Source organism: Streptomyces sp. NPDC058576, assembly GCF_042718715.1.
In the GTDB taxonomy this organism is placed as follows: Bacteria; Actinomycetota; Actinomycetes; order Streptomycetales; family Streptomycetaceae; genus Streptomyces.
This window is the reverse complement of the sequence record NZ_JBHXPF010000007.1, coordinates 66,510-87,432: the sequence shown is the minus strand read 5'-3', so window position 1 is coordinate 87,432 and position 20,923 is coordinate 66,510. Positions and strand designations below refer to the sequence as shown.

At 73.2% G+C, this 20,923-nt stretch carries 16 protein-coding genes; 7 read left to right on the top strand and 9 right to left on the bottom strand.

Translation table 11 applies throughout. The features are described from left to right. Positions 1-138: 138 nt before the first annotated feature. The 3 genes from ACFWRV_RS08195 to ACFWRV_RS08185 form a co-directional block, all read right to left on the bottom strand. The gene (locus tag ACFWRV_RS08195; protein ID WP_384330016.1) at positions 139-1,599 is read right to left on the bottom strand and encodes a glutamate synthase subunit beta; all 1,461 of its coding nucleotides are present in this window, start codon (positions 1,597-1,599) and stop codon (positions 139-141) included. Next, on the bottom strand, positions 1,592-6,151 hold the full coding sequence (gltB, locus tag ACFWRV_RS08190; RefSeq protein ID WP_384330013.1) for a glutamate synthase large subunit: 4,560 nt from the start codon (positions 6,149-6,151) through the stop codon (positions 1,592-1,594). The genes ACFWRV_RS08195 and gltB overlap by 8 nt, the downstream gene beginning before the upstream one ends. A 431-nt stretch (positions 6,152-6,582) precedes the next feature. Next, positions 6,583-7,314 carry a VIT1/CCC1 transporter family protein gene (locus ACFWRV_RS08185; protein ID WP_384330010.1) on the bottom strand — a complete coding sequence of 244 codons (732 nt, stop codon included), beginning with the start codon at positions 7,312-7,314 and terminating at the stop codon, positions 6,583-6,585. 250 nt (positions 7,315-7,564) lie between these two features. On the opposite strand from ACFWRV_RS08185, the gene ACFWRV_RS08180 reads away from it, so the two are divergent. From ACFWRV_RS08180 to ACFWRV_RS08150, 7 genes are read left to right on the top strand one after another with little or no spacing between them, the layout of a single operon-like run. Then, positions 7,565-8,665, top strand: coding sequence for an ADP-ribosylglycohydrolase family protein (locus ACFWRV_RS08180; RefSeq protein WP_384330007.1), 1,101 nt, complete (start codon positions 7,565-7,567; stop codon positions 8,663-8,665). Beyond that, positions 8,662-10,008: an ADP-ribosylglycohydrolase family protein gene (locus ACFWRV_RS08175; protein ID WP_384330004.1), complete on the top strand. Its 1,347-nt coding sequence runs from the start codon at positions 8,662-8,664 to the stop codon at positions 10,006-10,008. The genes ACFWRV_RS08180 and ACFWRV_RS08175 overlap by 4 nt, the downstream gene beginning before the upstream one ends. Then, entirely contained in the window at positions 9,929-11,128 is a 1,200-nt protein-coding gene (locus ACFWRV_RS08170; protein ID WP_384330001.1) for an ADP-ribosylglycohydrolase family protein, read from the top strand. Before ACFWRV_RS08175 ends, ACFWRV_RS08170 begins: the two co-directional genes overlap by 80 nt. Then, positions 11,125-12,528 (top strand): ADP-ribosylglycohydrolase family protein, encoded by a 1,404-nt coding sequence (locus ACFWRV_RS08165; RefSeq protein ID WP_384329998.1) that lies wholly within the window; start codon positions 11,125-11,127, stop codon positions 12,526-12,528. The genes ACFWRV_RS08170 and ACFWRV_RS08165 overlap by 4 nt, the downstream gene beginning before the upstream one ends. Further along, positions 12,525-13,415 (top strand): ribokinase, encoded by an 891-nt coding sequence (gene rbsK / locus ACFWRV_RS08160; RefSeq protein ID WP_384329995.1) that lies wholly within the window; start codon positions 12,525-12,527, stop codon positions 13,413-13,415. Before ACFWRV_RS08165 ends, rbsK begins: the two co-directional genes overlap by 4 nt. Further along, a complete protein-coding gene (locus ACFWRV_RS08155; protein WP_384329992.1) occupies positions 13,412-14,608 on the top strand; it encodes a CaiB/BaiF CoA transferase family protein in 1,197 nt (398 codons plus the stop codon). The genes rbsK and ACFWRV_RS08155 overlap by 4 nt, the downstream gene beginning before the upstream one ends. A gap of 26 nt (positions 14,609-14,634) precedes the next feature. Further along, positions 14,635-15,471, top strand: a complete 837-nt coding sequence (locus ACFWRV_RS08150) for an HpcH/HpaI aldolase/citrate lyase family protein (protein WP_384330348.1) — start codon at positions 14,635-14,637, stop codon at positions 15,469-15,471. Between the two features lie 71 nt (positions 15,472-15,542). Here the strand turns inward: ACFWRV_RS08150 and lgt are convergent, their stop codons facing one another. From lgt to trpC, 6 genes are all read right to left on the bottom strand, one after another. Next, entirely contained in the window at positions 15,543-16,505 is a 963-nt protein-coding gene (gene lgt / locus ACFWRV_RS08145; protein WP_384329989.1) for a prolipoprotein diacylglyceryl transferase, read from the bottom strand. A gap of 98 nt (positions 16,506-16,603) precedes the next feature. Continuing rightward, positions 16,604-17,464, bottom strand: coding sequence for a DsbA family protein (locus ACFWRV_RS08140; protein ID WP_384329986.1), 861 nt, complete (start codon positions 17,462-17,464; stop codon positions 16,604-16,606). Positions 17,465-17,539: 75 nt separating this feature from the next. Further along, positions 17,540-18,352 carry a tryptophan synthase subunit alpha gene (trpA, locus tag ACFWRV_RS08135; protein ID WP_384329983.1) on the bottom strand — a complete coding sequence of 271 codons (813 nt, stop codon included), beginning with the start codon at positions 18,350-18,352 and terminating at the stop codon, positions 17,540-17,542. Beyond that, entirely contained in the window at positions 18,349-19,635 is a 1,287-nt protein-coding gene (trpB, locus tag ACFWRV_RS08130; protein ID WP_384329980.1) for a tryptophan synthase subunit beta, read from the bottom strand. Before trpB ends, trpA begins: the two co-directional genes overlap by 4 nt. A 139-nt stretch (positions 19,636-19,774) precedes the next feature. Beyond that, positions 19,775-19,987, bottom strand: coding sequence for a tryptophan biosynthesis modulator TrpM (gene trpM / locus ACFWRV_RS08125; RefSeq protein WP_384329977.1), 213 nt, complete (start codon positions 19,985-19,987; stop codon positions 19,775-19,777). 16 nt (positions 19,988-20,003) lie between these two features. After that, on the bottom strand, positions 20,004-20,813 hold the full coding sequence (gene trpC / locus ACFWRV_RS08120; protein WP_384329974.1) for an indole-3-glycerol phosphate synthase TrpC: 810 nt from the start codon (positions 20,811-20,813) through the stop codon (positions 20,004-20,006). Positions 20,814-20,923 lie beyond the last annotated feature (110 nt).

Below are 20,923 nucleotides of genomic sequence, written 5' to 3'. Positions count from 1 at the left end.
CGGCCCCGGACGCGCCACGGCGCCCGCTGAGTCCGGTCGGGGACAGGCAGGCGCCGCGTTCAGTTCCGTACGCCGTTGTACGGGACGTTGCTGGGGGCTCCCCCGGGCCGCGTGGCCCAGGGGGAACCCGGGTGGTGCTCAGACCAGCAGGGACCGGTCCGTCGGGCGGATCGGCGCGTGCAGGGCGCTGGTCCCGGTCAGGAAGCGGTCCACTCCGCGGGCGGCGGAGCGGCCCTCGGCGATGGCCCACACGATCAGCGACTGGCCGCGTCCCGCGTCGCCGGCGACAAAGACGCCGTCGACGTTGGTCGCGTAGCTCTCGTCGCGGGCGACGTTGCCGCGCTGGTCGAGCTCCAGGCCGAACTGCTGGACCAGACCGTTGGACTGGTCGGTTCCGGTGAAGCCCATGGCGAGCGTGACGAGCTGCGCGGGGATGCGCCGCTCCGTGCCGGGCTTCTGCTCCAGCTTACCGTCCTTGAACTCGACCTCGATCAGGTGGAGGGCGGCAACGTTTCCGTCCTCGTCGCCCTCGAAGTGGGTGGTGGAGACGGAGTAGACCCGCTCGCCGCCCTCCTCGTGCGCGGAGGTGACCTTGTAGAGCATCGGGAAGGTCGGCCACGGCTGGCCCGGGTTCCGCTCCTCGCCCGGCTTGGGCATGATCTCCAGCTGGGTGACGGAGGCCGCGCCCTGGCGGTGGGCGGTGCCGACGCAGTCGGCGCCGGTGTCGCCGCCGCCGATGACGACGACGTGCTTGCCGGCGGCGTGGATCGGGGAGACCGTGAGGTCGCCTTCCTGCACCTTGTTGGCGAGCGGCAGGTACTCCATCGCGAAGTGGATGCCGCCCAGCTCACGGCCGGGGACCGGCAGGTCGCGGGAGACGGTGGCGCCGGCCGCGATGACGACCGCGTCGTAGCGGCGGCGGAGCTTCGCGGCGTCGATGTCCTTGCCGATCTCCACCTCCGTACGGAACTTGGTGCCTTCCAGGCGCATCTGCTCGATGCGGCGGTTGATGTGCGACTTCTCCATCTTGAACTCGGGGATGCCGTAGCGCAGCAGGCCCCCGATGCGGTCCGCGCGCTCGTAGACGGCGACGGTGTGGCCGGCCCGGGTCAGCTGCTGGGCGGCGGCGAGTCCCGCCGGGCCCGAGCCGATGACCGCGACGGTCTTGCCGGAGAGGCGCTCGGGCGGCTGCGGGGTGACGTCGCCGCTCTCCCACGCCTTGTCGATGATGGAGACCTCGACGTTCTTGATGGTGACGGCCGGCTGGTTGATGCCGAGCACGCACGCCGACTCGCAGGGGGCCGGACACAGCCGCCCGGTGAACTCCGGGAAGTTGTTCGTGGCGTGCAGCCGCTCGGAGGCCGCGGTCCAGTCCTCGCGGTAGGCGTAGTCGTTCCACTCGGGGATGAGGTTTCCGAGCGGGCAGCCGTTGTGGCAGAACGGGATGCCGCAGTCCATGCAGCGGCCGGCCTGCTTGCTGATGATCGGGAGCAGCGAGCCCGGAACGTAGACCTCGTTCCAGTCCTTCACGCGCTCGGCCACGGGGCGGGTCTGGGCGACCTCGCGTCCGGTGGTCAGGAAGCCCTTGGGGTCAGCCATGGGTCGCCGCCTCCATCATCTTCTCGGTGGTCTCCTGCTCGGAGAGACCGGCGAGCTCAGCGGCGTCCTTGGCGGCGAGCACAGCCTTGTACGTGGACGGGATGATCTTGCTGAAGCGGGTCACGGCGGTGTCCCACTCGGCGAGGAGCTTCTCGGCGACGGTGGAGCCGGTCTCCTCCTCGTGGCGGCGCACCACGTCGTGCAGCCACTGCCGGTCGGTGTCGTCGAGCTCCTCGACCGCGCCGAGGTTGCCGACGTTGACGTCGTCGCGGTTCAGGTCGATGACGTACGCGACACCGCCCGACATGCCGGCGGCGAAGTTGCGGCCGGTCTCGCCGAGGACGACCGCGTGGCCGCCGGTCATGTACTCGCAGCCGTGGTCGCCGACGCCCTCGGAGACGACCAGCGCACCGGAGTTGCGGACGCAGAAGCGCTCGCCGGTACGGCCGCGGAGGAAGATCTCGCCGCCGGTGGCTCCGTAGCCGATGGTGTTGCCGGCGATGGTGGAGTACTCGGCGAGGTGGTCGGCGCCCCGGTCCGGGCGGACGATCACGCGGCCGCCGGAGAGGCCCTTGCCGACGTAGTCGTTGGCGTCGCCCTCCAGGCGCAGGGTGACCCCGCGCGGCAGGAACGCGCCGAAGGACTGGCCGGCCGAGCCGGTGAAGGTCAGGTCGATGGTGTTCTCGGGCAGGCCCGGACCACCGAACTTCTTGGTCACCTCGTGGCCGAGCATCGTGCCGACGGTCCGGTTGATGTTGCGGATCGCGACCTGGGCGCGGACCGGCTGGGCGGCCTCGGCGCTGTCGGCTCCGAGCGCGTCGGCGGCCAGCTTGATCAGCTGGTTGTCGAGCGCCTTGGTCAGACCGTGGTCCTGCTCGACGATGCGGTGGCGGACCGCGCCCTCGGGCAGCTCGGGCACGTGGAAGAGCGGGGCGAGGTCGAGGCCCTGCGCCTTCCAGTGGGTGACCGCACGGTCGGTGTCGAGGAGTTCGGCGTGGCCGACGGCCTCCTCGATGGTGCGGAAGCCCAGCTCGGCGAGGATCTCGCGGACCTCTTCGGCGATGAACTCGAAGAAGTTGACGACGTACTCGGCCTTGCCGGAGAACCGGTCGCGCAGGACCGGGTTCTGGGTGGCGATGCCGACCGGGCAGGTGTCCAGGTGGCAGACGCGCATCATGACGCAGCCGGAGACGACGAGCGGCGCGGTCGCGAAACCGAACTCCTCGGCGCCCAGCAGCGCGGCGATGACGACGTCGCGGCCGGTCTTGAGCTGGCCGTCGGTCTGCACGACGATGCGGTCGCGCAGGCCGTTGAGCAGCAGGGTCTGCTGGGTCTCGGCGAGGCCGAGCTCCCAGGGGCCGCCCGCGTGCTTGAGCGAGGTGAGCGGGGACGCGCCCGTTCCGCCGTCGTGGCCGGAGATGAGGACGACGTCCGCGTGCGCCTTGGAGACCCCGGCGGCGACCGTGCCGACGCCGACCTCGGAGACCAGCTTCACGTGGATCCGCGCCTGCGGGTTCGCGTTCTTCAGGTCGTGGATCAGCTGGGCGAGGTCTTCGATGGAGTAGATGTCGTGGTGCGGCGGCGGCGAGATGAGGCCGACGCCGGGCGTCGAGTGACGCGTCTTGGCGACCCACGGGTAGACCTTGTGGCCGGGCAGCTGGCCGCCCTCGCCGGGCTTGGCGCCCTGCGCCATCTTGATCTGGATGTCGTCCGCGTTGACCAGGTATTCGCTGGTCACACCGAAGCGGCCGGAGGCGACCTGCTTGATGGAGGAGCGGCGCGCCGGGTCGTACAGGCGGTCGGCGTCCTCGCCGCCCTCGCCGGTGTTGGACTTGCCGCCGAGCTGGTTCATCGCGATGGCGAGCGTCTCGTGCGCCTCGCGGGAGATGGAGCCGTAGGACATGGCGCCGGTGGAGAAGCGCTTGACGATCTCGGAGGCGGGCTCGACCTCGTCGAGGGAGATCGGCTCGCGGCCGGAGTCGAAGCCGAAGAGGCCGCGGAGCGTCATGAGGCGCTCGGACTGCTCGTTCACCCGGTCCGTGTACTGCTTGAAGATGTCGTAGCGCCGGTTGCGGGTGGCGTGCTGGAGGCGGAAGACCGTCTCCGGGTCGAACAGGTGCGGTTCGCCCTCGCGCCGCCACTGGTACTCGCCGCCGATCTCCAGCGCGCGGTGCGAGGCCGCGATGCCGGACGCGGGGTACGCCTTGGTGTGCCGGGCGGCGACCTCCTTGGCGACGACGTCGAGTCCGGCGCCGCCGATCTTGGTGGCGGTGCCGTTGAAGTACGTCGCGACGAAGGCCTCGTCCAGGCCGACGGCCTCGAAGACCTGGGCGCCGCGGTAGGAGGCGACGGTGGAGATGCCCATCTTGGACATGACCTTCAGGACGCCCTTGCCGAGCGCGTAGATCAGGTTCCGGATGGCCTGCTCGGCCTCGATGTTCTCGATGAAGGTGCCGGCGCGGACCAGGTCCTCGACGGACTCCATCGCGAGGTACGGGTTGACCGCGGCCGCGCCGTAGCCGATGAGCAGGGCGACGTGGTGGACCTCGCGGACGTCCCCGGCCTCGATCAGCAGGCCCACCTGGGTGCGCTGCTTGGTGCGGATGAGGTGGTGGTGGACGGCGGAGGTGAGCAGCAGCGAGGGGATCGGCGCGTGCTCGGCGTCGGAGTGCCGGTCGGAGAGGACGATCAGGCGGGCGCCGTCCTCGATGGCGGCGTCGACCTCGGTACAGATCTTCTCCAGCCGCGCGGCCAGCGCGTCACCGCCGCCGCTGACCCGGTAGAGGCCGGAGAGGGTCGCGGCGCGCATGCCCGGCATGTCGCCGTCGGCGTTGATGTGTATCAGCTTGGCGAGCTCGTCGTTGTCGATCACCGGGAAGGGCAGCGTGACGCTGCGGGCCGCGGCGGCGGTCGGCTCCAGGATGTTGCCCTGGGGGCCGAGCGAGGAGCGCAGCGAGGTGACGAGCTCTTCGCGGATGGCGTCCAGCGGCGGGTTGGTGACCTGGGCGAAGAGCTGGGTGAAGTAGTCGAAGAGCAGCCGGGGGCGCTCGGAGAGCGCGGCGATCGGCGAGTCGGTGCCCATGGAGCCGAGCGGTTCGCCGGCGGTGCGGGCCATCGGCGCGAGGATGACGCGGAGCTCTTCCTCGGTGTAGCCGAAGGTCTGCTGGCGGCGGGTGACCGAGGCATGGGTGTGCACGATGTGCTCGCGCTCGGGCAGGTCGCTCAGCTCGATCTCGCCGGTCTCCAGCCACTCCTGGTAGGGCTGCTCGGCGGCGAGGGACGCCTTGATCTCGTCGTCCTCGATGATGCGGTGCTCGGCGGTGTCGACGAGGAACATCCTGCCGGGCTGGAGGCGGCCCTTGCGGACGACCTTCGCGGGGTCGATGTCGAGGACGCCGACCTCGGAGGAGAGCACGACGAGGCCGTCGTCGGTGACCCAGTAGCGGCCGGGGCGCAGCCCGTTGCGGTCGAGGACCGCGCCGACCTGGACGCCGTCGGTGAAGGTCACGCAGGCCGGGCCGTCCCAGGGCTCCATCATCGCGGAGTGGTACTGGTAGAAGGCGCGCCGGGCCGGGTCCATGGAGTCGTGGTTCTCCCACGCCTCGGGGACCATCATCAGCACCGCGTGCGGCAGCGACCGGCCTCCGAGGTGGAGCAGCTCCAGGACCTCGTCGAAGGAGGCCGAGTCGGAGGCGTCCGGGGTGCAGACGGGGAAGATCCGGTCGAGCTGCGCCGGTCCGAAGAGCTCGGAGGCGAGCTGGGACTCGCGGGCCTTCATCCAGTTGCGGTTGCCCTTGACCGTGTTGATCTCACCGTTGTGCGCGACGAAGCGGTACGGATGGGCCAGCGGCCAGCTCGGGAAGGTGTTGGTGGAGAAGCGGGAGTGGACCAGCGCGACCGTGGAGGCGAAGCGGCGGTCGGAGAGGTCCGGGAAGAACGGCTCCAGCTGCCCGGTGGTGAGCATGCCCTTGTAGACGATGGTGCGGGCGGAGAGCGAGGGGAAGTACACCCCGGCCTCACGCTCGGCACGCTTGCGCAGGACGAACGCCTTGCGGTCCAGGACGATGCCGGTGGACTCGCCGTCGGCGACGAAGACCTGGCGGAACTCGGGCATGGTGGCGCGGGCGCCGCTGCCGAGGAGTTCGGGGGTGACCGGGACGTCGCGCCAGCCGAGGACCTTCAGGCCCTCCTGCGTGGCGATCTTCTCGATCGTGCGGACGGCCTCGGCGGAGTCGTCCGCGGGGAGGAAGGCGATGCCCACGGCGTACGAGCCGGCCTCGGGAAGCTCAAAAGGGGTCTCGGCGCGCAGGAAGGCGTCCGGGACCTGGCACAGGATGCCGGCGCCGTCGCCGGAGTCGGGCTCGGAGCCGGTGGCGCCGCGGTGTTCGAGGTTGCGCAGTACGGTCAGCGCCTGCTCGACCAGCTCATGGCTGGCCACACCGGTCAGAGTGGCCACGAACCCGACGCCACAGGCGTCGTGCTCGTTACGGGGGTCGTACATCCCCTGCTGGGCGGGGCGACCGTCCATGGGCGACCAGGCGTCGATACGCATCGGCTCTCCCGTCGTCGTCGTGGCATTTGCGGTGCCGAGGGACGACGTTGGCCCTCTGCGAAATTTCGTGCAGGTTACATGATGGGGCGCTTCTCAAGAAGCGGAAGGCTTGTTCCAACATACGGACACCGTGGTGACCGGAAGTGACTGGGTGACCAGAGATGACCGGCTGACCAGAGGGTGGGTCGCTGTCGGAACGATCGGCGCCCGGGAGTCTGCAGAGAGCAGGCGTCGTTGCCTGCGGTGCTTACGGCTCTTGCCCGGTGGTCGAGTGAACGAAACCACCGAGTAACGGCTACTTATGTGTAGCGCTGCATAGCGTCTCATTTTACGACTGTGGAGCCGGTCACGCCCAGTGGGCGGCGCCAAGACGTACGTCACACGGGTTGCCGTGGCGTTGCGCCGATCGGGGCGGCCCGGTTGCGCCGTCGTCACCCGGCGGCGACGCCGAACAGCGTGCCCAGCCCGTACGTCATCGCGGCGGCGGCGCCGCCGAGGGCGAGCTGGCGCAGTCCGCTGAACCACCAGCTGCGGGCCGTCACCCGGGCCACGACCGCACCGCAGCCGAAGAGGCCGAGGAGCGCGAGGAGGACGGCGGGCCACAGGGCGCTCGCGCCGAGGAGGTAGGGCAGGACGGGCAGCAGGGCGCCGAGCGCGAAGGCGCCGAACGAGGAGACGGCGGCCACCAGCGGCGAGGGCAGGTCGCTCGGGTCGATGCCGAGCTCCTCGCGGGCGTGGATCTCCAGCGCCTGCTCCGGGTCGCGCGACAGCTGCCGGGCGACCTCGCGGGCCAGCGGGGCGTCCACGCCCCGGGACTCGTAGAGCGCGGCCAGCTCGGCCATCTCGTCCTTGGGGTGCTTACTCAGCTCCCGGCGCTCGACGTCGAGCTCGGCCTCGACCAGCTCGCGCTGCGAGGCGACGGAGGTGTACTCGCCGGCCGCCATGGAGAAGGCTCCGGCGGCGAGCCCCGCGAGCCCGGTGATCACTATGGTCTGCTGGGACACCGCGCCGCCGGCGACGCCGGTCATCAGGGCGAGGTTGGACACCAGGCCGTCCATCGCGCCGAAGACGGCGGGGCGCAGCCAGCCGCCGTTGACATCCCGGTGGGTGTGGTTGTCCCGGTGCGCCTCGTGCAGAACGGCGTCGGTCTCGATGATGGCCACGACTCGCTACTCCCCAGGTGAGTACAACTCTCGACAAAGTCCAAACTACGCTGTTCGAGCGGTCGCCGCCAGGAAGGCAAGGCTGCCCTACAACCCCACTGACCTGCGAAGAAAGGCCAGCCTCAGCTATCTCGGCCGTCATCCGACCGGCCCCTTTCCCCGCCATTTCCGCCTCCCCCCGCCCTCCGCGTGGCACAGATGCGGACAGGGCCCGGAAACGGACTCGCCGGACGAGCGGAAGGGCGACGCGATGAACACGGCCGTCGGCAATGACCGGGCCAGGGGTGCGCTGCTGGGCCTGGCGGTCGGGGACGCGCTCGGCGCCCCGGCGGAGAACCTGCGGCCCTCCGAGATCCGCCGCCGCTGGGGACGGATCGAGGGGTTCGTCAGCGACGACCCGGCGGGGACCGACGACACGGAGTACGCGATCTTCTCCGGGCTGCTGCTGGCCCGGCACGGCTCCGCGCTCGACGTCTCCCATGTCGAGCGGGCCTGGCACCACTGGATCGCCGATCTGGACGAGGGCCCGTTCCGGGGGGCCGGGTTCAGCGAGCGCGGCACCCTGGAGAACCTGCGCCGGGGCCTGGCCGCACCGATCTCGGCCCAGCACCGGCACGCCTGGAGCGACGGTCTCGCGATGCGGGCGGCCCCCTTCGGGGTGTTCGCGGCGGGCCGCCCCGCCGAGGCGGCCCGGCTGGTGGCGGTGGACGGCCGGGTCAGCCACGAGGGCGAGGGGATCTACGGGGGCCAGGCGGTGGCGGCCGGGGTGGCTGCGGCCATGGTCGGCTCGGGCCTCGCCTCGGTGATCGCGGCCGCGCTCTCGGTGGTCCCGATGGACTCCTGGACAGCCCGGTCGCTGCGCCGGGCGGTGACGGCGGCCCAGCGGCCCTACCCCGACCGGCTCACGATGGAGCGGGCGGTGCGCTCGGCGGTGGTGATCGCCGGCTACCCGTGGACGGACCTGGCGCCGGAGGCGGTGGGCCTGGCGTTCGGGGCGTTCACGGCGGCGCGCGGGGACTTCCCCGCGGCGGTGCTCACGGCCGTCAACATGGGCCGCGACGCCGACACGACGGCGGCGGTGGCGGGCGCCCTGGCCGGAGCGCTGAACGGGGAGAGCGCCATTCCACCGGACTGGGCGGGCGCGATCGGCCCGGTCCGGGGCAGTTGCCTGCCCTCGATGCGCGGCTACCACGTGCTGGACATCGCGGAGCTGCTGACCCCGGAGGACCCGGACGCGACCGCGCCCTCAGGGCCCGCGCAGGAACGGGGCGGCGGTCGCGAGCCCTCGGCCGTACGGGACATGGCCTCCGTGGCGGCCTCCTTCGAGCCCGTACGGGAGGAAGGGCGATGACGACGGCAGGCGGAGCGCCCGGGGGCGGCCGGGCGGCGATTCCACGCGATACGGCTGCCCCCGAATCCCCCGGGCGCGGCCCGGCGACGACGGCCGCCCGCGACACGGCCGCCACCGGGGCCCCCGCCCCCTCCCGCCGCGCCCGGATCGAGGGACTGCTGCTCGGGCTCGCGGCGGGCGACGCCGCCGGCTGGCCCGCCGCCCGGCACCGGGCGGCCCGGATGCCCGAGTGGACCCGGCGGCTCACCCGGGAGCTGGACACCTTCGCCGAGCAGAACGCCACCACCACACTGCCGGTGCCCATCGCCCTCAACCAGCCGCCCGAGCCGCTGCGGCTCGGGCCGTCCGACGACGCCGAGTGGGCCGCGTTCGCCGCTCGTACGGTGCTGGCGGCGGCCGACGACGCGGCGGGTCTGGCCCCCGGCCGGCGGATGCGGGACGCGGTCGACCGGGCCTGGAACGCGCTGGCCGCCGCCGTCGCCGCAGCCAGCGCCCGGGCCCCCGAGGTCGAGGCGGCGGTACTTCCGCTGCGGGCCCGGATCTCGGTGCGGGCCGGGCTCGGCAACCTGGCCGCCGGGCTCCGGCCGCCCGCCACCGGGCACGACAACCCGCACTACTTCGACGACGCCGCGTGCGTACGGGCGGCCGTGCTCGCCGTGGTCCACCCGGGCGACCCGGAGGAGGCCGCCGCACTCGCCGAGTTCGACGCCCGCTACACCCAGGACGGCGACGGGGTGCACGGGGCTCGGGCCATGGCCGCCGCCATCGCTGTGGCCCTGACCGGGGCGGACGTCGACACGGTGGTGAACGCCGCCCTCGACCGGCTCCCCGAGGGCACCGAGATCGCCCGCAACGCCGTACACGCGGTCCGCCTGGCCCGGGAGTTCGCGGACGAGCCGGCCGGGGCGTTCGCCCTGGTCCCGGTGTTGGAGCACCAGATCGTCGACCACGTCTACAGCTACGGGATCGCCGCGGCCGAGACCGTGCCGGTCGCCCTGGCGCTGACCACCGCCGCCCGGGGCGAGATCGCCCAGGCGGTCCCGGCCGCCGCCTGCCTCTCCCGGGTCGCGGACTCCGCGCCCGCCCTGGCCGGGGCGCTGACCGGGGCCATCGGCTCGATCACCGCCGTACCGGCGGGCTGGCGCGAGGCCTGCCGGACACTCGCGGGCTGCGCGCTGCCCCGGCTCGCGGGCACGGACCTGATCGAACTCGCCGGGCTGCTGGCAGCCACGGAACCGGCCCTCCCGGGTGGACAATTCCGACATGACGCCCACAACGGCCACGGCAGCCGCGCCCGCCCCCTCGACACCGCTCCCCTCCCCCACCGCGCCCGGACTGGATGAACGCATCACCCGGGCCCTCGTCGGAGCCGCCGTCGGCGACGCGCTCGGCGGCCCGGTCGAGGGCTGGACCCCCGAGCAGATCGCCGAGCGCCACGGCGGCCGGGTGACCGGGATCGTCGGCCCCTGGTACGGCGAGGACTGGCGCACCGCGCGCCCCATCGCGCCGTACCACAAGGGCGACGGCCACGTCACCGACGACACCTTGATGACCCACGCACTGATCCGGGTCTACGAGAAGGTCCGCGACCACCTCGACGCGTACGCCGTCGCCGACCACCTCGTCCCCGACCTGCTCTCGCCCCGGTGGATCCCGGAGCTGGAGGCCGAGGCGCTCCCCCTCCAGCGGATCTTCCTGGCGGAGAAGTGGATCGTGGCCCGGCTGCACTACGGGCACGTGGACCCCCGCGAGGCAGGTGCGGGCAACATCGTCAACTGCGGGGCGGCGATGTACATGGCCCCGGTGGGCCTGGTCAACGCCGGCCACCCCCGGGCCGCGTACGCCGAGGCGCTGGAGGTCGCGGCTCCCCACCAGTCGTCGTACGGGCGGGAGGCCGCCGGGGTGTTCGCGGCCGCCGTCGCCGCCGCCTGCCTCCCGGGCGCCACCCCGGGCACGGTGGTCGAGGCCGCCCTCGCGCTGGCCGAGGACGGCACCCGGTCCGCGATCGAGGCGGTCTGCGAAGTGGCCACGCGCCACGACGACTTCGAGACCGCGCTCGCCCCGCTGCGGGCCGCGGTCGAGCCCTTCGACACGGTGGGCCCCGACTACCGAAGCCCCGCGCTCGGCGCCCGCCGCCCCTCCCGGCTGCACGCCATCGAGGAACTGCCCGTCGCGCTCGGGATGTTGCTGGTCGGGGGCGGCGACTACCGGCGTACGGTGCTCGGTTCGGTGAACTACGGGCGGGACTGCGACTCCATCGCGACGATGAGCGGGGCGATCGTGGGCGCGCTGGGCGGCGAGGTCCCGGCGGACTGGGCGGCCACGGTCGCGAAGGCGAGCCGACTGGACCTGCACACCCCGGCCCGGGCGCTGGCCGAGGTGGCCCGGGAGGTCTTCGCCCGGGACCTGGAGCGCCGCCGGGCCCACGAGGAGGCGTTCACCGCGCTGGCCGGTGAGCGGTGAGCGTCCGCCCTCCCCGGGCACGGCTCCAGGCCCCGCCCGTCCGCCTCACCTGGGTGCAGCCCGAGGATCTGGTCGGGCACGAGCTGCGGCAGGCCGCGCAGGACGGCCGGGACGCCCGGGAGATCCAGGAGCGGTGGTACGCGGCCGGGGGCTCCCCGGCCCCGGACCGGGCGGGCGCCTCCGAGCCGCCCGCGCCGGCCCGGCTGCGGGCCCTGGCCGGTGAGCTGCTGGACGAACTCGCCACGCTGGAATCGCCGTCGGCCGCCGACGAGCCGACCGGTCTGGACGAGATCGTGGCCGCGTGCCCGCACTGGCCGGGGCCTTCGGACGCCGTGCCGCTCGTCGGCCGGGACCGGCTGCACGCCGCCTGGCTCGGCCGGGCGGCGGGCTGCCTGCTGGGCAAGCCCGTGGAGAAGCTGCCGCTGCCCGGCATCCGCGCGCTCGCCCGAGCCACCGGCAACTGGCCGCTCACCACCTGGTTCACCGCGCGCCAGGTGCCCGCCGAGCTGCTCGCCGCCCACCCCTGGAACCGCCGCTCGGCCCCTACGTCGCTGGCCGAGAACATCGACGGCATGCCGGAGGACGACGACCTCAACTACCCCTTGCTGACTCTGCTGCTGCTCCAGCGGCACGGGCGCTCCTTCACCACGGCCGACCTGGCCCGGCTCTGGCTCGACGAACTCCCGGCCGGGCGCACCTTCACCGCCGAGCGGATCGCGTACGGCAACCTCCTGGCGGGTGTCGAGCCCCCGGAGGCGGCCCGCTTCCGCAACCCGTTCCGGGAGTGGATCGGCGCGCAGATCCGGGCCGACGTGCACGGCTGGACCCGCCCCGGCGACCCGGCCGGGGCCGCCGCCCAGGCCCATCGCGACGCGGTCCTCACCCACACCGGCAACGGGGTGTACGGCGCGATGTTCACCGCCGCCGCGCTCGCCGTCGCGGCCGGCGGCGAGAGCGATGTGCACGGCTGCCTCGCGGCCGGGCTGCGGGTGGTGCCGCCGCACTCGCGGTACGCCCGCGCGGTCCGCCTCGGCATCGAAACCGCCCGCACGGAAAGGGACTTCGACCTCGTCGTGGACCGGCTGCACGCCGTCTACGCGGACACCCACCACTGGGTGCACGTCCTGCCCAACGCCGCACTGCTGGCAGCCGCTCTCACCCACGCCGACGGCGACTTCACCCGCTCCATCGGGTGTGCCGTCTCCGGCGGCTGGGACACCGACTCCAACGGGGCGAGCGCCGGCTCGCTCGCCGGACTGCTGGCGGGCGGCCCGGACGGACTGCCCGCGCACTGGACGGCTCCGCTGAAGAACCGGCTCGCCACCTCCGTGCCCGGTTTCGACCGGACCGGGTTCGACACCCTCGCCGCACTGACCCATCAGGAGGCTCTGCGCCCATGACCCGCATCGCGGTGCTCGGCAGCACCAATATGGACCTCGTCGCGTACACCGCCCGCGCCCCGGGCCTCGGCGAGACCGTCACCGGACGGGAGTTCCGGACGATCCCCGGCGGCAAGGGCGCCAACCAGGCCGTCGCCGCCGCCCGCGCGGGCGGGGAGGTGGCGATGATCGGCGCGGTCGGCGACGACGTGTACGGGGCGCGGCTGCGCGACGGCCTCGAACACGCGGGGGTGGACACCGACCTCCTGCACACCGCCGAGGGGCCCAGCGGCACCGCGCACATCGTGGTCGACGACACCGGGTCCAACGCGATCGTGGTGGTCCCCGGGGCGAACGGGGTGGTGACCGCGCTCGGACCCGGGGAGATCGCGGCGGTCGCCGCCGCCGATCTGCTGCTGATGCAGCTCGAACTCCCGCTGTCCGCCGTCGTGGAGGGCGCCCGCGCGGCCCGCGCCCAGGGCGTACGGACCATCCTCACGCCCGCCCCCGTGCAGCCGCTGCCCGACGAACTCCTCGACCACATTGACCTGTTGGTCCCCAACGAGCACGAGGCCGCCGAGCTGTCCGGGCAGGCCGATCCGCACGCCGCCGCACAGATCCTGCTGCGCCGGGTGCCCGAGGTCATCGTCACGCTGGGCGCGAAGGGCTGCCTGTACGCGGCCCGGGGCGGCGAGCCGGTGCTCTTCGAGGCGCCCTCGGTGATCGCCGTCGACACGACCGGGGCCGGGGACACCTTCGTCGGCTCGCTGGCCGTGGCGCTCGGCGAGGGGCGGCCGGTGGCCGAGGCCGTGGCGTTCGCCTCCTCGGCCGCCGCGCTCTGCGTCCAGAAACCGGGCGCGTCCACGTCCATGCCCTACCGCAGCGAGATCGAGGCCGGTGCCGTATGAGTACGACAGCAGGGCCCCTGACCGGGCTGAAGGTCATCGACCTGGCCACCCTCTTCGCCGGCCCGCTCGCGGCCACGATGCTGGGCGACTTCGGCGCCGATGTGATCAAGGTCGAGCACCCCCGTAAGCCGGACCCCTCGCGCGGGCACGGGCCCGCCAAGGACGGGGTCGGCCTGTGGTGGAAGCTGCTGGGCCGCAACAAGCGCGCCCTCACCCTGGACCTGTCCGCCCCGGGTGGCCGGGACGTTCTCCTCCGACTGGCCGCCGAGACCGACGTCATCGTCGAGAACTTCCGGCCGGGGACCCTGGAGCGCTGGGGTCTGGGCCCCGAGGAGCTGCACGCCGTCAACCCGCGTCTGGTGCTGGCCCGGGTCACCGGCTTCGGCCAGTTCGGGCCGTACGCCCACCGCCCCGGGTTCGGCACGCTCGCCGAGGCGATGAGCGGGTTCGCCGCGATCACCGGGGAGCCGGACGGGCCGCCGACGCTGCCGCCGTTCGGGCTCGCCGACTCCATCGCCGCCCTGGCCACGGCGTACGCGGTGATGGCGGCGCTCGCCGGGCGGGAGAAGACGGGCGAGGGCCAAGTGGTGGACCTGGCGATCATCGAGCCGATCCTCACCGTGCTGGGCCCGCAGCCGCTCTGGTACGACCAGCTCGGCTACGTCCAGCCGCGCACCGGCAACCGCTCCCGCAACAATGCCCCGCGCAACACCTACCGCACCGCCGACGGCCACTGGGTCGCGGTCTCCACCTCCGCCCAGTCCGTCGCCGAGCGGGTGATGCGCCTGGTCGGCCGCCCGGACCTGATCGACGAGCCGTGGTTCGGCGCGGGCACCACCCGGGCCGAGCACACCGAGGAGCTGGACGGGGCCGTCGGCCACTGGATCTCCCGGCACAGCCGCGAGGAGGTGCTCAACGGCTTCGAGAAGGCGGAGGCGGCCGTCGCGCCGATCCACGACGTACGGGAGGTGATGGAGGACCCGCAGTACCGCGCGCTGGGCACCATCGCCGAGGTCGACGACCCGGAGCTGGGGCCGCTGCGGATGCAGAACGTCCTCTTCCGGCTCTCGGAGACCCCCGGCGGGATCCGGTGGGCGGGCCGCCCGCACGGCGCGGACACCGAGGAGATCCTGGCCGGGCTCGGGCTCTCGGAGACGCGGATCGCGGCGCTGCGGGACCAGGGGGCGCTGTGACGGACCGCGCGGTGCCGGTCCCGCCGCTGCCGGAAGACCCACTGCCCGACCTCGGCCGGCCGCCGCTGACCTGGCTCTACGTGCCCGGGGACCGGCCGGAGGTGGTGGCCAAGGCCCTGGGCTGCGGGGCGGACGTGGTGATCGTCGACTTGGAGGACGCCGTCGCCCCCGACCGTAAGGAGTACGCGCGCTCGGCCACCGCCGAACTCCTCGGCGACCAGGTCACGGTGGACCCGGACGCGGTGCCGGTCCATGTCCGGGTGCACGGCGAGGACGACGTCCGGGCGCTGGCCGGGCTGCCGGGCCTGGCCGCGTTCCGGCTGCCCAAGATCACCCATGCGGTCTCGGTGCACCATGTGGCGGCGGTGGCCCCGGGCGTACCGCTGTACCCGCTGCTGGAGTCGGCGCTCGCGATCGAGCACGCGTACTCGATCGCCTCGGCCCACCACGCCGTACGGGGCATCGCCCTGGGCGAGGCGGACCTGCGGGCGGACCTGGGCGTACGGGAGGACGCCGGGCTGGACTGGCCGCGCAGCCGGGTCGTGGTGGCGGCCCGGGCGGCGGCCCTGCCGCCGCCGGTGCAGTCGGTGTTCCCGGACATCCGGGACCTGGACGGGCTGTGGGCCTCGTGCGGGCGGGGGCGGGCGCTCGGGCTGCTGGGCCGGGCGGCGATCCACCCGCGCCAGTTGCCGGTGATCGAGCGGGCGTTCCGGCCGACGGCCGAGGAGATCGAGGCGGCCGAGCAGATCGTCGCGGCCTCGGCGGTGGAGGCGGGGGCACTGGCGCTGCCGGACGGGAGGTTCGTGGACGCGGCGGTGGTGGCGTCCGCCCGCCGGACGATCGCGCTCGCCGGGCGGGCCTGAGACCGCGGGCCCGCCCGGCGAGCGGGAGGTGGGTACGGGGTGCGCGCGCCAGGGGGCGCGGCCCCGGCCGGTCAGCTCTTCTCGGCTGCCGGTTCGGTGCTCCCGGCGGTGGCGCCCCTGCCCGGCTCACCGGGTTCGTCCTTGGTGAGCGGGTCCTTCGCCTCGGCGTCGTCCGTCTTCGCCGAGCCGTCCTCGTCGGGGCCCTTCCCGCCGTTGGCGTCCCGGTCGGGCTCGACGATCTCCTCACGGCCCGGACGCCGCTTCGCGGAGACCACGATGTAGGCGACGGCGAGGACGAAGGCGATGATCGCGGTCCACACGTTCAGGCGGAGGCCCAGGATGTGGTGGGCCTCGTCGACCCGCATGTACTCGATCCAGCCGCGCCCGGCGCAGTAGGCCGCGACGTACAGCGCGAACGCCCGTCCGTGGCCGAGCCGGAAGCGGCGGTCGGCCCAGATGACGAGCAGCGCGACACCGATGCACCACAGCGACTCGTACAGGAAGGTCGGGTGGTAGGTCCCGGCGGCCCGGTTCGGGCCCTCGCTGATCTCCAGCGCCCAGGGGAGGTCGGTGGGCTTGCCGTACAACTCCTGGTTGAACCAGTTGCCCCAGCGTCCGATGGCCTGCGCGATCGCGAGGCTGGGCGCCATCGCGTCGGCCCAGGCGGGCAGCGGGATGCCCCGGCGTCGGCAGCCGATCCAGGCGCCGACCGCGCCGAAGGCCACCGCGCCCCAGATGCCGAGGCCGCCCTCCCAGATCTTGAAGGCGTCGACCCAGTTCTCACCGTCGCTGAAATACAGCTGGTAGTCGGTGATCACGTGGTAGAGCCGTCCGCCGACGAGGCCGAAGGGCACCGCCCAGACGGCGATGTCGGCCACGGTGCCGGCTTTGCCGCCCCGGGCGATCCAGCGCTTGTTGCCGAACCAGACGGCGACGAAGACACCGATGATGATGCAGAACGCGTAGCCGCGGAGCGGGATCGGGCCGAGCTCGATCACGCCGGTCGACGGACTGGGAATGGAGGCAAGATTCATGGCATGGTCGACGCTACCTTGCCGGGCGGTGGGTACGGCAAGCCACCCGGCAACTTCTGGGTAACGAGGACCGCGTCACGGGCGGGAGCGGAACGCGGTCAGGAACCGGCCGCGGACGAGGGCGCCGCCGGGGCTGAGGACCCTGCGGACGGGGCGTCGGTCCCCGGCTTCTTGCCCTTGTTGGCCTCGGCGACCCACTTCTTCAGGTTCTCCGGGGAGATCTGCTCGTCGCCCTTGCTCGGGAAGACGGACTCCCCGTTGAGCAGCACCGTCGGCGTGCCCTGGAAGCCGCCCTCGCGGAACGCCGTGTCGGACTTCTTCACCCAGCTGTCGTGGTCGCCGTCCTCCACACAGCTGCGGAAGGCCGGAGTGTCGAGCCCCTCGACCTCCCCGGCCAGCTCGATCAGCCGGCTGTTCTTGGCGAAGGCGTCGTCCGGCTCGGGCGGCTGGTTGCTGAAGAGGACGTCGTGGTAGGGCGCGAACTTGCCGGCGTCCTGGGCGCAGGCGGCGGCATTGGCGGCGCGCAGCGACCCGGTGCCGCCGAGATTGCCGTCGATGATCGTGGCCAGGTGGTACTCCACCCTGACCTGGCCGTCGTCCGCCAGCTCGGTGATGGTGTCCCGGAAGGCGGTCTCGAACTGGGCGCAGACCGGGCAGCGGAAGTCCTCCCAGATCGTCAGGGTGGACGGCGCGTCGGCCGCGCCGACCGGCAGGGTCAGGGCGTCCTCGCCGATCGAGCCCGACGGGGCGACCGCCGGGCCGGAGGCGGAGTCGCCGCCGTCGTCCTTGCCCGCGTTGGCCGCGATCAGGCCGACCACGGCGGCCAGGGCGAGCACCCCGACCACCGCCGAGGCGACGATCAGCGTCCGGCGGCGCTTCTCGCGCCCCTTCTCCCGCTCGCGCTGCTGGGCCAGGCGCTCACGCGCGTTTCTGTTTCCCTCAGGGATCTTGTCGCTCACACCCGGGGAACGAACCGGGGAGGCGCCTCCGCGCCTCCCCGGTCCACAATCCACCCATTCGGATGGTTCACGCGCTCAGCGCTTTCGAACACCTTCGGCCAGTTCGCCCGCCAGGGAGCGGACGGCGGCGAGGCCGGCAACCTCGTCGGGGGCGTCCAGCATGGCCTTGACGAAGGCCGAGCCGACGATCACGCCGTCCGCGAACCCGGCGACCTCGGCGGCCTGCGCCGCGTTGGAGACGCCGAGGCCGACGCAGACCGGCAGGTCGGTGGTGGCGCGGGTGCGTCCCACCAGGTCCTGGGCCTGGGCGCCGACGGAGGCACGGGTGCCGGTGACGCCCATCAGGGACGCGGCGTAGACGAAGCCGCTCCCGGCCGCCGTGATGGTGGCGAGGCGGGCGTCCTGGCTGCTGGGGGCGACGACGAACACGGTGGCGAGACCGTGCTTGTCGGCGTGCTCGCGCCACAGCGCGGACTCCTGGACCGGCAGGTCGGGCAGGATGCACCCGGCGCCGCCCGCCTCGGCCAGCTCGGCGGTGAACCGCTCCACGCCGTAGCGGTCGATGGGGTTCCAGTACGTCATGACCAGGATCGGGACGCCGGTGGCCTCGTACGCCTCGCGGACCGTGCGGATCACGTCGGCGATCCGGACGCCGCCGCGCAGGGCGATGTCGTCGGCGGTCTGGATGACCGGCCCGTCGAGGACCGGGTCGCTGTGCGGGAGCCCGATCTCGACGACGTCCGCGCCGCCCGCGATGACGGCCTTGACCGCCTCGATGCCGCCGTCGACGGTCGGGAAGCCCGCCGGGAGGTAGGCGATGAGGGCGGCCCGGTCCGCGGCCTTCGCGGCGGCCAGGGTGGTGTTCAACAGCTCGATGTTGCCGCTCACTTGGCGTCCCCCTCGATCTCGGCGCGGTCGCTGTCGGCGTCCGCCTCGACGGCGGCGTCGGTGTCGTAGAGCCCGAAGTAGCGGGCGGCGGTGTCCATGTCCTTGTCGCCGCGGCCGGACAGGTTGACGAGGATCAGTCCGTCCTTGCCCAGCTCCCGGCCCAGCTCCAGGGCCCCGGCGAGGGCGTGGGCGCTCTCGATGGCCGGGATGATCCCCTCGGTGCGGGACAGCAGGCGCAGGGCCTGCATGGCCGCGTCGTCGGTGACCGCGCGGTACTCGCCGCGTCCGATGTCCTTGAGGTACGAGTGCTCCGGGCCGATGCCCGGGTAGTCGAGACCCGCGGAGATGGAGTACGGCTCGGTGATCTGGCCCTCGTCGTCCTGGAGGACGTAGGAGCGCGAGCCGTGCAGGATGCCCGGCTCGCCCGCCGTCAGGGTCGCCGCGTGCTCGCCGGTCTCCACGCCGTGTCCGGCGGGCTCGCAGCCCACCAGGCGGACATCGGCGTCGGGGATGAAGGCGTGGAAGAGGCCGATGGCGTTGGAGCCGCCGCCGACGCAGGCGACCGCCGCGTCCGGGAGGCGGCCCGCGCGCTCCAGGAGCTGGCGGCGGGCCTCGACGCCGATGACGCGGTGGAAGTCGCGGACCATCGCCGGGAAGGGGTGGGGGCCCGCGACCGTGCCGAAGAGGTAGTGGGTGCGGTCCACGTTGGCGACCCAGTCGCGGAACGCCTCGTTGATGGCGTCCTTCAGGGTGCGCGAGCCGGACTTCACGGCGACGACCTCGGCGCCGAGCATCCGCATCCGGGCCACGTTCAGCGCCTGGCGCTCGGTGTCGATCTCGCCCATGTAGATGGTGCAGTCGAGGCCGAAGAGGGCGCAGGCGGTCGCGGTGGCGACGCCGTGCTGGCCGGCTCCGGTCTCGGCGATGACACGGGTCTTGCCCATGCGCTTGGTGAGGAGCGCCTGGCCCAGCACGTTGTTGATCTTGTGCGAGCCGGTGTGGTTCAGGTCCTCGCGCTTGAGATAGATCCGGGCGCCGCCCGCGTGTTCGGCGAAGCGCGGGACCTCGGTGAGCGCGCTGGGGCGGCCCGTGTAGTTCACCATCAGCTCGTTGAGCTCGGCGGCGAACGCGGGGTCGGCCTTGGCCTTGTCGTACTCGACGGCGACCTCGTCCACGGCGGCGACGAGCGCCTCCGGGATGAACTTGCCGCCGTACGCGCCGAAATAGCCCTCGGCGCTGGGGATCAGACCCTCGGGGTCCGGAATGAAGAATTCGGACGTCATGCGACGTGCTCCTTGGCATGGCAACGGGTGGGTTCACCGTATGCGCGGAGGAGCGAGCGGCACCGGGACCGGCATGCGGTCACGACGGTGCGGACGTACGTACGAAAAGGAGTGCTGCGGTACGTCGGCCGGGGCTCGCCTACAGCGCGGACCCCGGGCGCCATCGCATCCCGTTCACCTGGCCCGGCTCGTCACCGATGACGTACCGCACCCGCCGGCCGTGCACGCGCCGTGCGGGGGCGCGGCAGCCGCGCGGGCGGCAGCCGCGCGCCAGCGGGGCGTGCGGGTCCCGGGCCGGGGCCCCGGCGGGGCCGAGGCCCGGCCGGGTACGGGGCACGGGACAGTCGGTCATGGTCGCTTCGCCCCGGTCAGCCGCGGCCGTGGCGGAGCGCCGGGTGGGCGCCCGCGGCGACCAGGTCGGCGACGGCGGCGCGCGGGTCGCGGCCGGTGACCAGGGACTCGCCGACCAGGACGGCGTCGGCGCCGGCGTTGGCGTACGCGATCAGGTCGTGCGGGCCCCGGACGCCGGACTCGGCGACCTTGACGATGTGGTCGGGGATCTCGGGGGCGACGCGCTCGAAGGTGGAGCGGTCGACCTTGAGGTCCTTGAGGTTGCGCGCGTTGACACCGATGATCTTGGCTCCGGCGTCCACGGCGCGCTCCGCCTCCTCCTCGTCGTGCGCCTCGACGAGCGGGGTGAGCCCGATCGACTCGGCGCGCTCGATGAGGGAGACCAGGGCCTCCTGGTCGAGGGCGGCGACGATCAGCAGGACGAGGTCGGCGCCGTACGCCCGGGCCTCCCACAGCTGGTACGAGGTGACGATGAAGTCCTTGCGCAGGATCGGGGTGTCGACCTTGGCGCGGACGGCCTCCAGGTCGGCGAGCGAGCCGCCGAAGCGGCGCTCCTCGGTGAGGACCGAGATGACGGACGCGCCGCCCGCCTCGTAGTCGGCGGCGAGCGCGGCCGGGTCGGCGATGGCGGCAAGGGCCCCCTTGGAGGGGGACGAGCGCTTGACCTCGCAGATGACGGTGACGCCCTCGCCGCGCAGGGCGGCGACTCCGTCCTTGGCCTGGGGGGCGCGGGCGGCGCGCTCCTTCAGCTCGTCGAGGCTGACGCGCGCCTGCCGCTCCGCGAGGTCGGCGCGAACGCCGTCGATGATCTCGTCGAGCACACTCACGCGAGCGGCCCCCTTCCGGAACGGTGATGAGGGAACAGGATCAGCCGTACCGATGGTATCCGCAGGAGGGCCCGGGGCTCGCATCCGGCCACGCCGCGTCCCACTACCTG